Raw genomic sequence first — 14849 nt, forward strand, 5'->3', positions numbered from 1 at the left:
TATTTTTGTAATATTTGTATTAATAATATTTAAGGAAAATAATGAACCAATTATCTGGATTAAAACAATTTACAACGATTGTTGCTGATACTGGTGATGTGAATCAAATTCGAAAATATCAACCAATGGATGCTACAACGAATCCTTCTTTAATTTTAAATACTATAAATATCCCAGAGTATCAAGATTTAGTTTCGGAAGCTATACAGTATGGTAAAAAAAAAAGTAGTATCAGGAAACAACAAGTTATTCATGCTAGTGATAGAATTCTAGTCAATATTGGTATGGAAATATTGAAATATATTCCTGGTTATATTTCTAGTGAAGTGGATGCTAGACTATCTTTTAATACAGATTTATGTATTTTAAAAGCACAAAATATTGTCAAGTTGTATGAAGAATTAGGAATAGAACGATCAAGAATATTAATTAAATTAGCTGCAACATGGCAATGTATTCAAGCTGCTCGAGAATTACAAAAATATAATATTAAATGTAATTTAACACTGTTATTTTCCTTTGCTCAATCAAAAGCATGCGCAGAAGCGAATGTATTTTTAGTATCTCCATTTGTTGGAAGGATTTATGATTGGTATCATGATAAAAATTTAATACATAATTATGATGCTAAAAATGATCCAGGGGTACTTTCTGTAAAAAAAATATATAAATATTATAAAAAATATAACTATAGTACGATCATTATGGGTGCTAGTTTTCGTAATATTGAACAAATTTTAGAACTTTCTGGTTGTGATCGTTTAACAATTTCTCCAAATCTTTTAGAACAATTAAAAAATAATTCTAGTTTAGTATCTAGAAATTTATTTTTTTCAGATAGTATTTTACCTAAACCTACATCATTAAATGAGTCAGAATTTCTTTGGGAACATAATGAAAATCAAATGGCTGTAGAAAAACTATCAGATGGAATACGTCAATTTAGTAGAGATCAAGAGAAATTAGAAATAATATTGAATTCAAAATTTTAAATTTTACTTTTTATTTTATGATTAGGCATACGATATGTGTTCAAGAAAAGAACTCGCTAATGCGATTCGAGTGTTAAGTATTGATGCAATTCAAAGATCTAATTCTGGGCATCCTGGTGCTCCAATGGGGATGGCAGATATTGCTGAAGTTTTATGGCGTAGCTTTTTAAAACATAATCCTAAAAATCCTTACTGGGATAATCGTGATCGTTTTATTCTTTCCAATGGTCATGCTTCGATGTTACTGTATAGTATACTACATCTTACAGGATATGATGTATCAATAGAAGATTTACAAAAATTTAGAACATTGCATTCTAAAACACCTGGTCATCCGGAAACAGATTGTACACCAGGAATTGAAATTACTACTGGTCCCTTAGGTCAAGGATTGGCGTCAGGGGTTGGTATGGCTCTTGCAGAAAAAATACTTTCATCATATTTTAATCGTCATCAATATAACATTGTGGATCATTATACCTGGGTTTTTGTTGGTGATGGATGTTTGATGGAGGGTATTTCTCATGAAGTTTGTTCTTTAGCTGGTACTTGGAAATTAGGTAAATTAATTATATTATACGATAGTAATAATATATCTATTGATGGTAACATTAAAAATTGGTTTAATGAAAATGTTTCTGAAAGATTTAAATCATATCATTGGCATGTAATTGAAAATGTTGATGGACATGATTGTAATTCTATTTTTGAAGCGTTAGAATGTGCAAAAAATGTTCATGATCAACCATCAATTATTATTTTTAATACCATTATTGGTTTTGGTTCACCCAATAAATCAGGCAATTCTGAAGTTCATGGTTCACCATTAGGAAATCAAGAAGTAAAATTGACAAGACAGCAATTAAATTGGAAACATCCTCCATTTTATATTCCTGATAGTGTTTATGAAAAATGGGATGCGAAATGTTCTGGTGAAAAATTAGAAAAAGAATGGCAAGAATTATTTTTTCGGTATAAAAAAGATTATCCAGATTTATCAAAAGAATATACACGTCGCATGTCTGGTTTATTACCAAAAGACTGGTTAAAGAAAATATTTATTTTTATTAATGATATGAATAATAAAAATTTAAATTTTGCGACTAGACAATCTTCACAGAATGTAATTGAATACTTTGGTAAAATTTTACCAGAATTATTAGGAGGTTCAGCAGATCTATCACCAAGTAACCTAACTATGTGGTCTGGATCAGTGCCATTTCATGAAAATACCTCTTCGAATTATATTCATTATGGTGTTCGTGAGTTTGGTATGACTGCTATTGCAAATGGAATAGCACAACATGGTGGTTTTATTCCATATACGGCTACTTTTTTAGTTTTTTCAGATTATGCAAGAAATGCAATTCGTATGGCTTCATTAATGAAAACTCGACATATCATGTTATATACGCATGATTCTATTGGTTTAGGAGAAGATGGTCCAACACATCAACCTATAGAACAATTATCTAGTTTACGATCTATACCCTATATGAGTGTTTGGAGACCAAGTAATACGGTTGAAACAATTATTGCTTGGAAATTTGCAATAGAACGTTATCATGGACCAACAGCGTTAATATTATCACGTCATAATTTAAATACTATTAAATATAATGAAGTACAATTAAATAATATTACACGTGGTGGATATATTTTACATGATTTTGGAGATACGATTGATATAATTTTTATCTCTACTGGATCTGAAGTACATTTATCATATGAAGCTGCAAAAAATCTTCATAAATTGGGATATGGAGTACGAATAGTATCAATGCCATCTGTTGATATTTTTGAAACTCAAGATCAGGAATATAAATTATCAGTATTACCAACTGAAGTTAAGAAAAGGATAGTTATTGAAGCTGGAAAATCTGATTTTTGGTATAAATATACCGGATGTGATGGTTATATTATTGGTATTGATGTTTTTGGAGAATCAGCACCTGCAGATATTTTGTTTAAAAAATTTGGTTTTACAGAAAAAAATATTATTTTTCATGCAAAACGTTTATTAATGTCTTAATATTATTTATTATATTTATGTAAATCTGTTACATGTAGTATTATATATACATTTTAGAGTGTACCATAATATGGTTTGTCCTGTTTTAAATTTAGCAAAACAGTTGGTTTCTATTCCATCTATTAGCCCATTAGATTTTGGTTGTCAAAATGTTATTGCAAGCAGATTACTTAATGTTGGTTTTAATGTTATGTTATTTAGAAATAATGATACTAATAATCTATGGGCGTATCATGGAATTGATGGTATTAAATTATCATTTGCTGGACATACAGATGTTGTTCCAGCTGGTGATAAAAATAATTGGTATATGTCACAACCATTTGTTCCATATGTTAAAAATGGATACTTATTTGGTAGAGGTTCCTCAGACATGAAAGGATCTTTGGCGGCAATGGTTGTGGCTGCTGAAAGATTTGTTACTTTATATCCTCATCATCCTGGACAATTATCGTTTTTAATTACCTCTGATGAGGAATCAGATGCAGTTAATGGGACTATTCGAATTATAGAATATTTAAAATTCATTAATTTCCATATTAATTATTGTATTATTGGTGAACCTACTAGTAAAAATATTTTTGGTGATACCATTAAAATTGGTAGGCGTGGATCATTACATGCTCATTTATTTATTTATGGTAAACAAGGTCATATTGCTTATCCTCAATTTTCTATAAATCCTATTCATCAAATTATTCCTTTTTTAAATGAATTAATGTTGATAAAATGGAGTATTGGTAATAGTTTTTTTAAACCAACTAGTATGCAAATTTCTAATATAAATTCTGGATTAAATAGTGATAATGTTACTCCAGAACAGTTATCTTTAAAGTTTAATTTTCGTTTTGGTACAGATATTTTAGTTAAAGATATTAAAAAACAGGTTTTATTTTTGTTAGAGAAATATAATTTGAATTACTCTATTAAATGGAAATTATCCGGGATGCCTTTTTTAACATCATCAAAAATTTTAGTTAATTTTATAAAAAATTCATTACAAAAATATGGATTCATAAATCCTACATTATCCACTTCTGGAGGTACTTCTGATGGTCGTTTCATTAAAAATATTTCTTCTGAAATTTTAGAGTTTGGTCCAATTAATAAAACTATACATCAGGTGAATGAATGCATTAAAATTCGTGATTTGAAATTTTTGAGTTTAGTTTATGAAGATGTTATGAAAAATATATTATGTTAAAATAATAATATTCAGAGTACCGTAATGATACTCTGTTTATGGTTTATATTTTAAGTATGATTATTTATAATTTTTAATGAATATTTATAATATTTTTTTAGATTGATTTAAAATTGTTTTTAATAAAATTTGTGAATTATATGATAATGGGGTTAATGGTAAACGTAAAGTATGTTCTTTAATTAAACCCAATTTCCATGCAGCCCATTTTATTGGTATAGGATTTGGTTCTATGAATAATATGTTATGTAAAGGCATTAGTTCATTATTAATTAATTTTGCTTTTTTGAAATCTTTTTCTAAAGCATATTTACACATTTCATACATTTTTTTTGCTGCTATGTTTGCAGTTACTGAAATGACACCATTACCTCCTAGGTGCATAAATTCTAATGCTGTACTATCATCACCACTAAGTAATAAAAAGTTTTTTTTAGTATGTTTTTGAATTTGATACACACGTTTCAGATCACCAGTAGCTTCTTTAATACCTATTATATTTTTTAATTTTGAGAGTTTAATTACTGTTTTAGGTAACATGTCACAACCAGTTCTACTGGGTACATTATATAATATTTGTGGAATATCAGTATTTTCTGAAATTTTTTTAAAGTGCTGATATAATCCATTTTGTGTTGGTTTATTATAATATGGCACGACACTTAAACAGGCATAAATTCCTGAATTTTCTAAATTTTTTGTTAATGTAATTGCTTCTATTGTTGAATTAGCTCCTGTTCCTGCTATCACCGGTATTTTACCATCTGCAAATTCTATAGTTGATAAAATTACGTCTTTATGTTCTTTTTTATTTAAAGTTGATGATTCTCCAGTTGTTCCAACAGAAACAATTGCATTAGTTTGGTTTTTTATATGATATTGTACTATTTTTTTTAAACTTGTTCGGCAAATTTGTCCTTTTTCATTCATTGGTGTAATAATTGCAACAATGCTTCCTTTTAGCATTTTTTTCTCCCATAAAAAATTGATTTTATATTTTTCAATATTAGAATCAATTTTTTTGGATAAAATTATATAAAAAAATTGAATAATATTAAAATTTTGTTTTTTTGATGATATATATTAAATATTTTAATATTGTATTAAAATTTTTATTATCGTTTTTAAATATATTAATATGATGAATATGATGGTGATTTATATAAAATATTATTAATTTAAATAATTGAAATGTATTTCTAAAGATATGGATTATAGTGATGATTTTATAATTTATTTTATCATATTTTTTATAATATTCCAGATTTTGTTTTATTAAAACAATATTAAGAAAATAATATTTATATTTTAATCATATGATATTAATAAAAAATTATAATGATTTTATTTTTATAATTTTAATTTATATTTTATATATGGATTTATTTTATATTTTTTAAGATTTATACTACTAATTATTTTAGTAGTATACATTCATTAATAATAAATAATTAATTTTATGTTATAATGTGTTGTTTATTTTTCCGCATTGAGCTTGAAATCTTAAAATATGATCCATGATAGTAATTGCAAACATTGCTTCTGCTATAGGTACAGCTCGAATTCCTACACATGGATCATGTCTTCCATGAATTTTAATTTTGGTGTTTTCTCCAGTTGTAGTGATAGTTTGAGTTGGTATTTTAATACTAGAAGTTGGTTTTAATGCAATTTTGGCAACTATGGGTTGCCCATTACTGATTCCTCCTAATATTCCTCCAGAATGGTTGCTTAAAAAATGATTATCAAACATTTCATCACGATTTTCACTTCCTAGTTGTTTTATTACAGAAAATCCATCACCAATTTCAACTCCTTTTACAGCGTTAATGCTCATTAAGGAATGAGCTAAATCAGCATCTAGTCTGTCAAAAACTGGTTCTCCTAAACCTACAGGAATATTTTCAGATATAATGGTAATTTTAGCTCCAATAGAATTTCCGTTTTTTTTTAAAAACTTTATTTTTTTTTCTAATTTTGGTAATTGATCCGGATCAGGACAAAAAAATGGGTTATTATTTACTTCGTTCCATGATTTTAATTGACATTTAATAGAACCTAATTGTGATAAGTATCCTTTAATATTAATATTATATATGTTTTTTAAGTATTGTTTTGCAATTGATCCTGCTGCTACTCTCATTGCAGTTTCTCGTGCTGAAGATCTTCCTCCTCCTCTTGGATCTCGAATTCCATATTTCATATGATATGTATAATCTGCATGACCAGGTCGAAAAGTATTTTGGATATTATCGTAATCTTGTGATCTTTGATCAGTATTTTTAATAGTTAAACCAATACTTGTTCCTGTAGTAGTACCATTATATATTCCGGAAAGAATTTTAATTTTATCTAATTCTCGTCTTTGTGTTGTGTATTGTGAGGTTCCTGGTTTTCTTCGGTCAAGTTCGTGTTGTAAATATTTTTTAGAGATTTTTATTCCTGGAGGCATTCCATCTATGATGCATCCTAATGCTATTCCATGTGATTCTCCGAATGTATGTACTCGAAAAATTTTACCAATTGTATTTCCTGGCATATGATATTCCTTATATAGTTTTTAAAATAAACATATATATTTTTATTTTGATTATTATATATTTTAAATTTTTGTAATATATAATTTGTGTACAGAAGTATTTTTATTGAACATTTGATTAAAATATGTACAATAAATTATTAATATTAATATTAAAATGATAATATTTATCAATCAATGTATTGTATTAAATATTTAAATATTTATTATAGATATTAATAATGTAATTATAAATATGATTTTTATTGGATAATATATATGAAAAGAAATAAACCTATAGTATGTAATGACTATAAATATTTTTATGAAGAATGCAAAGATATTAAAAGAATAAAACAAGATACAGTTTTTCATAATCAATCTTATAAATTATATAAAAAACGTTATGAAAAACGTAATATTTGTAAGCAAGAGGTACAGAGTCAATTTTTTAATTATATTAGTTCAGGAAAAAATATTATGAAAAATCCAGTTTCATATGTTCGTGAAAAATGTTTAATGAATGAATTAAAAAAACTTAAAAATAATATATATATTCCAGATGTGTGGTTAGATGTCCATGGTTTAAATCTTAATCAAGTAAAAAAAGAAATAGGAAAATGTTTAGTATTTTGTAGTGAAAAAAAAATTTTTTGTTTTGCAATTATACATGGACATGGTAAAAATATATTAAAAAATCAAATTCCAATCTGGTTATCTAATCATCCTGACGTGATTGCATTTTATCAATCACCAAAAATGTTTGGTAAAAATACTACATTATTTGTTTTAATGGATTTTCGTACTATGAATCGTTATAATAATTAAAATTACATCGATAATTTTAAATTATAATTCATATATACAATATTTTTAAAAATTATTTTATAATATATTATTATAAATCATTTAAAATAGTTTTTAATTTCATTAAAAATTCAATATATTAAATATTTTTATTATGTGACGAAGGCATTTTAATGTTGAATAAAAACCGGTTACGTATTGCAATTCAAAAATCTGGTCGTTTAAGCACAGAATCTATTCAATTATTAAAAAAATGTGGTATAAAAATTAATTTGAAACAACAACAATTAATTTCATTTTCTGAAAATATGCCCATTGATGTTGTTCGCGTACGAGATGACGATATTCCAGGATTAGTGATGGATAAAGTTGTAGACTTAGGAATTATTGGAGAAAATGTAATAGAAGAAGAATCATTAAAACGTAAAATTACTACTAAAAATAAAATTTATACTATTGTTCAACGTTTAGATTTTGGTATATGTAGATTATCTTTGGCGATTCCAATAAATCAAGAATATGTAAGGATTCAAGATTTTTGCAATATGAGAATTGCTACCTCTTATCCTTATTTATTAAAAAGATATTTTGATGAAAAATTTATTCAATGTAATTGTTTTATATTAAATGGATCTGTTGAAGTTGCTCCCAGTGCTGGTTTATCTGATGCAATTTGTGATCTAATTTCTACTGGTGCAACTTTAGAAGCAAACGGTTTGAAGGAAGTAGAAACGATTTATTCTTCTACAGCATGTTTAGTATCTCATGTTGGAGGAATTTCTAAAATTAAAAAAATACTGATGGATAAATTAATTACTCGTATTAAAGGGGTAATTAAAGCACGAGAATCAAAATATATCATGCTTCATGCACCATATTCCAAATTACAATCTGTGATATCTTTATTGCATGGTGCAGAACATCCAACAATATTACAACTAGCGGGTGAAACAGACAAAGTAGCGATTCATATGGTAAGTAGTGAGAATTTATTTTGGGAAACCATGGAAAAATTAAAAATATTAGGTGCGAGTTCGATTTTAGTTCTACCAATTGAAAAAATGATGGAATAAATATATGTTGTTATGTGATGTTATTACTTATTGGGATAAGTTAAGTGAATTACAAAAATATAATATTTTATTAAGACCAAAAATGTTACATGAAAATAACTTAGAAAGTATGATAAAATCAATTTTATTGAATGTTAAAAAATTTGGAGACGATGCTTTATTTCAGTATACTGAAAAATTTGATAATATTTCATTGAATTGCTTTCATGTTTCTAGAACAAGGATTAATGAATCGGAATATTTTTTAAGTTCTGAGATTAAAAATGCTATTTTAGTAGCAAAAAAAAATATTGAGTTTTTTCATCAACAACAAAAATTACCAATGATTGATATTCATACTCAAGTCGGTATAAATTGTCGACAGATATCTTTACCAATAGAATCAGTAGGATTATATGTTCCTGGAGGAACTGCTCCTTTATTATCTACTGCTTTAATGTTATCAATACCTGCTTGTATTGCAAAATGTAAAAATATTGTATTGTGTTCTTCACCACCTATTTCAAATGAAATTTTATATGTTTCAAAAATTTGTGGTATTCATCAGGTATTTGAAATTGGAGGTGCTCAAGCTATTGCGGCTCTTGGTTTTGGTACTAAAATGATTCCTAAGGTAAATAAGATATTTGGACCAGGAAACATGTATGTTACCGAAGCTAAAAAACAATTACTACAATTAATACCTAATATATCAATTGATATGATTGCTGGTCCATCAGAATTATTAATTATTTCTGATGAAAGTTCTAATCCTGTATTTATTGCATCAGATGTATTATCTCAATTGGAACATGGTACAGATTCTCAAGTTATTGTTGTTTCAAATACAAAAAAAATTTTAGAATTAATAATATTTCATATTAATCAACAGTTACCAAATTTATTAAGAAAAAAAATTATTCATAAATCTTTACTAAATAGCCGTTTTATTTTTGTGAAAGATTTTTCAGATTGTGTTATAATTTCTAATCTTTATGCTCCAGAACATTTAATAATTCAAAGTAAATATCCAGATAGGGTTTTAAAATATATTACTAATGCTGGTTCTATATTTTTAGGAAATTGGTCCCCGGAATCTGTTGGTGATTATGCATCCGGTACTAATCATGTTTTACCCACCCATGGTAGTTCTGTATCTTTTTCAGGATTAAGTGTATTAGATTTTCAAAAAAGAATTACTGTTCAGGAATTGACTCCATTTGGTTTAAGAAATATTGCTGATACTGTTAAATTGTTATCTTTATCTGAAAAGATGGATGCTCACAGTAATGCAGTTACAGTTCGTATTAATGATATTAGGTCAAAATATGGAAAATAGTATTTATAAATTATCTCGTCAGGATATTATTCATTTAAAAGGTTATCAATCTGCTCGTATGATTGGGGATCAGGGTCATGTTTGGTTAAATGCAAATGAGTCTCCTTATGAATTTATTTTTAATATAAAAAATTTGAAATATAATCGTTATCCTGAATTTCAACCAAAAAAATTAATTGAAAAATATTCTATTTATTCTAATACTAGTATAGAAAATATTTTAGTAAGTCGCGGTTCTGATGAAGCTATTGAATTATTGATAAGGGTTTTTTGTAGATATAAGAAAGATTATATTATTATTTGTCCTCCTACTTATGCAATGTATTCTAAAATATCTGAAATATATGGAATTCATAATATTTTTATTCCAATGTTTAAAAATTGTTCTTTGAATGTGAAAAAAATTAAATTATTTTCTTTAAATTCAAAATTAATATACATTTGTCGACCAAATAATCCAACTGGTCATATAATAGATGTATTAGATATTATTGATATATTAGAATATACTTCTCGTACTACTATTGTGGTGATTGATGAAGCGTATATTGAATTTTGTATTAATGATAATTTAATATATCTATTAAAACAATATCATAATTTAGTAATTTTGAGAACTTTATCTAAAGCATTTGGTTTAGCTGGAATTAGATGTGGTTTTGCTGTTGCAAATGTTAAAATCATTAAATTATTAAAAAAAGTGATTACACCGTATCCATTACCCGTTCCTTCTATATATATTGCTAATAAAGCATTAAATAAAAAAGGAATATTACGTATGCAAAGTCAAGTTAAATTATTAAATAATAATAAATCTTGGTTAATAAAAGAAATTAATAAAATTAGTTTTGTTGAATACGTATATCCTAGTAGTACGAATTATATATTAGTTCAATTTAAATCTTCAGATTATGTATTTCGTAAATTATTAGATCAAGGTATTGTATTAAGAGACCAAAGTCATATAAAAGGATTATTAAATTGTATTAGGATATCTATTGGTTCTTATGAAGAATGTGTATACCTTATAAATGCTTTAAGAAGTATATCATCATGTTGATTATTATGATTTAAGGAAATTATTGTGCAAGAAAAAATATTATTTATTGATCGTGATGGTACTTTAATTGATGAGCCAAAGGATAATTTTCAGATAGATAAAATTGAAAAATTAATCTTCGAACCATTTGTTATTCATACTTTATATAAACTAAGTCAATTGAATTTTAAATTTGTTTTAGTGAGTAATCAAGATGGTTTATATACTGATCAGTTTTCTTATAATAGTTTTATTGTACCTCATAAGTGTATGGTGGATGTATTTTCTTCACAAGGGATATTTTTTGATTACATTTTAATTTGTCCTCATTTTCCAGAAGATGATTGTAATTGTAGAAAACCAAATATTGAGTTAGTAAAACCTTGGTTAATGAATAAAAATTTAGATGTTAATAATAGTTATGTTATTGGTGATCGTATTACAGATATTGAATTATCAGAAAAAATGGGAATTCAAGGTATTTTATATCATCGAGAAGATAAAAACTGGAATGATATTTATGATATTATTTCTAAAAAACAAAGATATTTTAAAATTGTTCGCAATACTAATGAAACAAAAATTACAATAGAAATTTGGTTAGAAAAAAAAGGGAAAAGTAAAATCAATACTGGTATTGGTTTTTTTGATCATATGTTAGAACAAATTTCTATTCATTCAAATATATTAATGAATATCAATGTTGTTGGTGATTTGTTTGTTGATGACCATCATGTGATTGAAGATACTGGAATTGTTTTGGGTAATGCTATTTTAAAATGTTTAGGTGATAAAATAGGTATTCATCGTTTTGGTTTTCATGTTCCAATGGATGAAAGTTGTTCACATTGTATATTGGATTTATCTGGTCGCGGTTATTTAAAGTTTATTGGTAATTTTAGTAATCAATTTGTTGGTGATTTCAGTACTGATATGGTAGAACATTTTTTTCAATCATTGTCAAATAGTATGAAAACTACAGTTCATATAGTCGTTTTTGGTAAAAATGATCATCATAAAATTGAAGGTATTTTTAAATCTTTTGGTAGATCTTTAAGAGCTGCAATACAAGTTTCTGGTAATGTTCTTCCTACTTCAAAAGGAATATTATAATGAGTATAGTAATTTTAGATACTAAGTGTTCTAATTTATTATCTGTGAAATTATCTATTGAAAAATTAGGTTATAATCCTATTATTACAAATGATACTAAAATTATTTTAAAAGCTAAGAAATTATTTTTACCTGGAGTTGGTAGTGCATCAGAAATTATGAAAATATTATCCAGTAAAAAATTAATTGATGTTATTAAAAATATTAAATGTCCTACATTAGGAATTTGTCTTGGTATGCAATTATTATCTTCTTTTAGCGAAGAATCTAATGGAATAAATATGTTAGGAATCTTAGATTCATGCGTATCATTGTTAAATACAAATGATTTACCATTGCCACATACTGGATGGAATCAAATATTTTTTGATAATTATAATCCTTTATTTAAAAATATTTCTTCAGGATCATGGTTTTATTTCATTCATAGTTATGCTTTTTCTTTGAATAAATATACAATTTCTAAAACTTTGTATAATATATATTTTAGTTCTTCTGTTCAAAAGGATAACTTTTTTGGAGTTCAATTTCATCCAGAAAAATCTGGGTGTATTGGTGAAAAATTACTATTAAATTTTTTAGAGATGTAAATTTATGATTATTCCATCAATAGATATAATAAATAATAAAATTGTACGATTATATCAAGGTGATTATGGTTTAGTAAAATATTATCATGATGATATATACAATATATTAAGTAAATATATTTTTTATGGTTCAAAAGTTATACATATAGTAGATCTTGATTCTGCTAGAAGTTCTGAAAAAAAAAGAAGTAAAATTTTTTATAAAATTATTAATACTTTTAAAAATTTTATACAAATTGCTGGTGGAATTTGTACAGAAAAGGAAATAGAATATTTTTTATCTATTGGAGCTAAACGAATTGTTATTGGATCAGCTGTTATTAACAATATTAAAAAAGTAAAAAATTGGATTCAATATTATGGTAATGATTATATTGTAGCAGCACTAGATATTCGAATAACTGAAAAAAATATAAAAAATGTTTGTATCCATGGTTGGGAAACTAAAACTAATATTCAATTAGAAGATGTTTTATATGATTTATCTTCTGTAAATATTAAACATGTTCTTTGTACAGACATATCTCGAGATGGTACTTTAATGGGACCAAATTTAGATTTATATCAAGATTTGGTAGCACAATTTCCAAGTATTCATTTTCAATCTTCTGGTGGAATTTGTCAGTTGAGTGATATTGAGAAATTAAAAAAAATTGGTGTCAGAGACATTATTATTGGAAAAAGTTTATTAGAGAAAAAATTTACTATTTTGGAGGCAGTACAATGTTGGCAAAAAGGATCATTCCTTGCCTCGATGTGAGAAACGGATGCGTAGTAAAGGGAATACAGTTTCGTAATCATGTGATTATTGGGGACATAATATCTCTTTCTAAAAAGTATGTTTCAGATGGTGCAGATGAGTTAGTTTTTTATGATATTCATGCTTCTGCAAATCATGAATTAGTTGACAGAAAATGGATACATAAAATTGCACAAGTAATCGATATTCCTTTTTGTGTAGCAGGTGGTATTAAAAATATTACTGATGTAAAAAATATTTTGTCTTCTGGTGCAGATAAAATTTCAATTAATTCTCCTGCATTGAGTGATCCTAATTTAATTACTCGTATTTCTGATCGTTTTGGTTCACAATGTGTGGTAGTTGGAATTGATTCTTGGTTCGATAAGGATTCTAACGATTATTTTGTTTATCAATATACTGGTTGTCAAGAAATGACAAAAAAAACCATGTGGCGTACTGTAGATTGGATAAAAGAAGTTCAAAAAAAAGGTGCTGGGGAAATTGTATTAAATATGATGAATCAAGATGGTGTGTGTTGTGGTTATGATTTAAAACAATTAAAAATTATGAAAAAAGTTTGTCATGTTCCATTAATTGCTTCTGGTGGAGCAGGTATTATGAAAGATTTTTATAATGTATTTAAAAATACCAATGTTGATGGAGCATTGGCTGCATCAGTATTTCATAAAAATATGTTTAGTATTCAAGAATTAAAAAATTTTTTATTTTTAAAAGGAATTAATATAAGAAAATGTTAAATCATCATGAGTTAAGTAGTATTAATTGGAATAAAGTAAATGGTTTAATTCCATGTATTATACAAAACTTTTCTTCTTCAGAAGTTCTCATGCACGGATATATGAATGAACTGGCATTACAGTGTACTCAAAAAACAAAATTTGTTACATTTTATTCACGTACGAAAAAGAGATTATGGAAAAAAGGTGAAACATCTGGTAATTATTTAAAAGTATTAAACATAGTTTTAGATTGTGATCATGATAGTATATTAATTTTAGTAGATTCAATAGGTAAGACATGTCATCTTAACAATACAAGTTGTTTTGATGGATATAAGACACAATACACTAATTTTTTTTATTTAGAAAAGAAGATCAAAGATAAAAAAAAACATTATTTTAATGATTCATACACATCATATTTGCATAAACTTGGCGTGAATAGAATTGCACAAAAATTAGGAGAAGAGTCTATTGAAACAGTAATTGCTTCTATTAATAATAATACACAAGAATTTGTAAATGAAGCTACTGATTTAATATACCATCTTTTAGTATTACTACATAATCAAAATTTGAGTTTTAGCCATATAATTAAAAATTTAGAAATTCGAAATAAAAAAATTAAATAATTATTAAAATTTTACAATATTTCCTGTATTTCAGATTTTATAATTTTTT

At 25.8% G+C, this 14849-nt stretch carries 14 protein-coding genes; 12 read left to right on the forward strand and 2 right to left on the reverse strand.

The features are described 5' to 3' along the window. Positions 1 to 41: 41 nt before the first annotated feature. The 3 genes from tal to dapE all read left to right on the forward strand — a co-directional run bounded on the left by tal (position 42) and on the right by dapE (position 4228). On the forward strand, positions 42 to 992 hold the full coding sequence (gene tal, locus AB4W46_RS00355) for a transaldolase (RefSeq protein WP_367678568.1): 951 nt from the start codon (positions 42 to 44) through the stop codon (positions 990 to 992). 34 nt (positions 993 to 1026) lie between these two features. Next, entirely contained in the window at positions 1027 to 3024 is a 1998-nt protein-coding gene (gene tkt, locus AB4W46_RS00360; protein WP_367678569.1) for a transketolase, read from the forward strand. 70 nt (positions 3025 to 3094) lie between these two features. Continuing rightward, positions 3095 to 4228, forward strand: coding sequence for a succinyl-diaminopimelate desuccinylase (gene dapE / locus AB4W46_RS00365; RefSeq protein ID WP_367678570.1), 1134 nt, complete (start codon positions 3095 to 3097; stop codon positions 4226 to 4228). 84 nt (positions 4229 to 4312) lie between these two features. On the opposite strand, the gene dapA is transcribed toward dapE, so the two are convergent. After that, positions 4313 to 5194, reverse strand: a complete 882-nt coding sequence (gene dapA, locus AB4W46_RS00370; RefSeq protein ID WP_367678571.1) for a 4-hydroxy-tetrahydrodipicolinate synthase — start codon at positions 5192 to 5194, stop codon at positions 4313 to 4315. 496 nt (positions 5195 to 5690) lie between these two features. Continuing rightward, complete coding sequence (gene aroC, locus AB4W46_RS00375; protein WP_367678572.1) at positions 5691 to 6767, reverse strand: chorismate synthase; 1077 nt, start codon at positions 6765 to 6767, stop codon at positions 5691 to 5693. 258 nt (positions 6768 to 7025) lie between these two features. Here aroC and smrB point away from each other — a divergent pair, with 258 nt between their 5' ends. The 9 genes from smrB to hisIE all read left to right on the forward strand — a co-directional run bounded on the left by smrB (position 7026) and on the right by hisIE (position 14800). Then, positions 7026 to 7574 (forward strand): endonuclease SmrB, encoded by a 549-nt coding sequence (gene smrB, locus AB4W46_RS00380; protein ID WP_367678573.1) that lies wholly within the window; start codon positions 7026 to 7028, stop codon positions 7572 to 7574. A gap of 152 nt (positions 7575 to 7726) precedes the next feature. Further along, positions 7727 to 8626 (forward strand): ATP phosphoribosyltransferase, encoded by a 900-nt coding sequence (gene hisG / locus AB4W46_RS00385; protein ID WP_367678574.1) that lies wholly within the window; start codon positions 7727 to 7729, stop codon positions 8624 to 8626. Between the two features lie 4 nt (positions 8627 to 8630). Further along, on the forward strand, positions 8631 to 9944 hold the full coding sequence (hisD, locus tag AB4W46_RS00390) for a histidinol dehydrogenase (protein ID WP_367678575.1): 1314 nt from the start codon (positions 8631 to 8633) through the stop codon (positions 9942 to 9944). Next, complete coding sequence (hisC, locus tag AB4W46_RS00395) at positions 9916 to 11004, forward strand: histidinol-phosphate transaminase (protein WP_367678576.1); 1089 nt, start codon at positions 9916 to 9918, stop codon at positions 11002 to 11004. Before hisD ends, hisC begins: the two co-directional genes overlap by 29 nt. Positions 11005 to 11028: 24 nt before the next feature. Beyond that, complete coding sequence (gene hisB, locus AB4W46_RS00400) at positions 11029 to 12096, forward strand: bifunctional histidinol-phosphatase/imidazoleglycerol-phosphate dehydratase HisB (protein WP_367678577.1); 1068 nt, start codon at positions 11029 to 11031, stop codon at positions 12094 to 12096. Further along, complete coding sequence (gene hisH, locus AB4W46_RS00405) at positions 12096 to 12686, forward strand: imidazole glycerol phosphate synthase subunit HisH (protein ID WP_367678578.1); 591 nt, start codon at positions 12096 to 12098, stop codon at positions 12684 to 12686. Before hisB ends, hisH begins: the two co-directional genes overlap by 1 nt. 4 nt (positions 12687 to 12690) lie before the next feature. Continuing rightward, positions 12691 to 13446 carry a 1-(5-phosphoribosyl)-5-[(5-phosphoribosylamino)methylideneamino] imidazole-4-carboxamide isomerase gene (locus AB4W46_RS00410; protein WP_367678579.1) on the forward strand — a complete coding sequence of 252 codons (756 nt, stop codon included), beginning with the start codon at positions 12691 to 12693 and terminating at the stop codon, positions 13444 to 13446. Continuing rightward, positions 13410 to 14186 carry an imidazole glycerol phosphate synthase subunit HisF gene (hisF, locus tag AB4W46_RS00415; protein WP_367678580.1) on the forward strand — a complete coding sequence of 259 codons (777 nt, stop codon included), beginning with the start codon at positions 13410 to 13412 and terminating at the stop codon, positions 14184 to 14186. The genes AB4W46_RS00410 and hisF overlap by 37 nt, the downstream gene beginning before the upstream one ends. Beyond that, on the forward strand, positions 14180 to 14800 hold the full coding sequence (gene hisIE, locus AB4W46_RS00420) for a bifunctional phosphoribosyl-AMP cyclohydrolase/phosphoribosyl-ATP diphosphatase HisIE (protein WP_367678581.1): 621 nt from the start codon (positions 14180 to 14182) through the stop codon (positions 14798 to 14800). The genes hisF and hisIE overlap by 7 nt, the downstream gene beginning before the upstream one ends. Positions 14801 to 14849: the final 49 nt, after the last annotated feature.

Origin of the sequence: Buchnera aphidicola (Panaphis juglandis) (assembly GCF_964059065.1) — a bacterium.
Taxonomy (GTDB): domain Bacteria; phylum Pseudomonadota; class Gammaproteobacteria; order Enterobacterales; family Enterobacteriaceae; genus Buchnera_L; species Buchnera_L aphidicola_AM.

Coding starts and splice junctions, on each gene's coding strand:
- smrB (WP_367678573.1), top strand. CDS start 7,026: ATGAAAAGAAATAAACCTATAGTATGTAATGACTATAAATATTTTTAT.
- hisF (WP_367678580.1), top strand. CDS start 13,410: ATGTTGGCAAAAAGGATCATTCCTTGCCTCGATGTGAGAAACGGATGC.
- AB4W46_RS00410 (WP_367678579.1), top strand. CDS start 12,691: ATGATTATTCCATCAATAGATATAATAAATAATAAAATTGTACGATTA.
- tkt (WP_367678569.1), top strand. CDS start 1,027: ATGTGTTCAAGAAAAGAACTCGCTAATGCGATTCGAGTGTTAAGTATT.
- aroC (WP_367678572.1), bottom strand. CDS start 6,767: ATGCCAGGAAATACAATTGGTAAAATTTTTCGAGTACATACATTCGGA.
- hisC (WP_367678576.1), top strand. CDS start 9,916: ATGATATTAGGTCAAAATATGGAAAATAGTATTTATAAATTATCTCGT.
- dapA (WP_367678571.1), bottom strand. CDS start 5,194: ATGCTAAAAGGAAGCATTGTTGCAATTATTACACCAATGAATGAAAAA.
- hisIE (WP_367678581.1), top strand. CDS start 14,180: ATGTTAAATCATCATGAGTTAAGTAGTATTAATTGGAATAAAGTAAAT.
- hisD (WP_367678575.1), top strand. CDS start 8,631: ATGTTGTTATGTGATGTTATTACTTATTGGGATAAGTTAAGTGAATTA.
- dapE (WP_367678570.1), top strand. CDS start 3,095: ATGGTTTGTCCTGTTTTAAATTTAGCAAAACAGTTGGTTTCTATTCCA.
- hisG (WP_367678574.1), top strand. CDS start 7,727: ATGTTGAATAAAAACCGGTTACGTATTGCAATTCAAAAATCTGGTCGT.
- tal (WP_367678568.1), top strand. CDS start 42: ATGAACCAATTATCTGGATTAAAACAATTTACAACGATTGTTGCTGAT.
- hisH (WP_367678578.1), top strand. CDS start 12,096: ATGAGTATAGTAATTTTAGATACTAAGTGTTCTAATTTATTATCTGTG.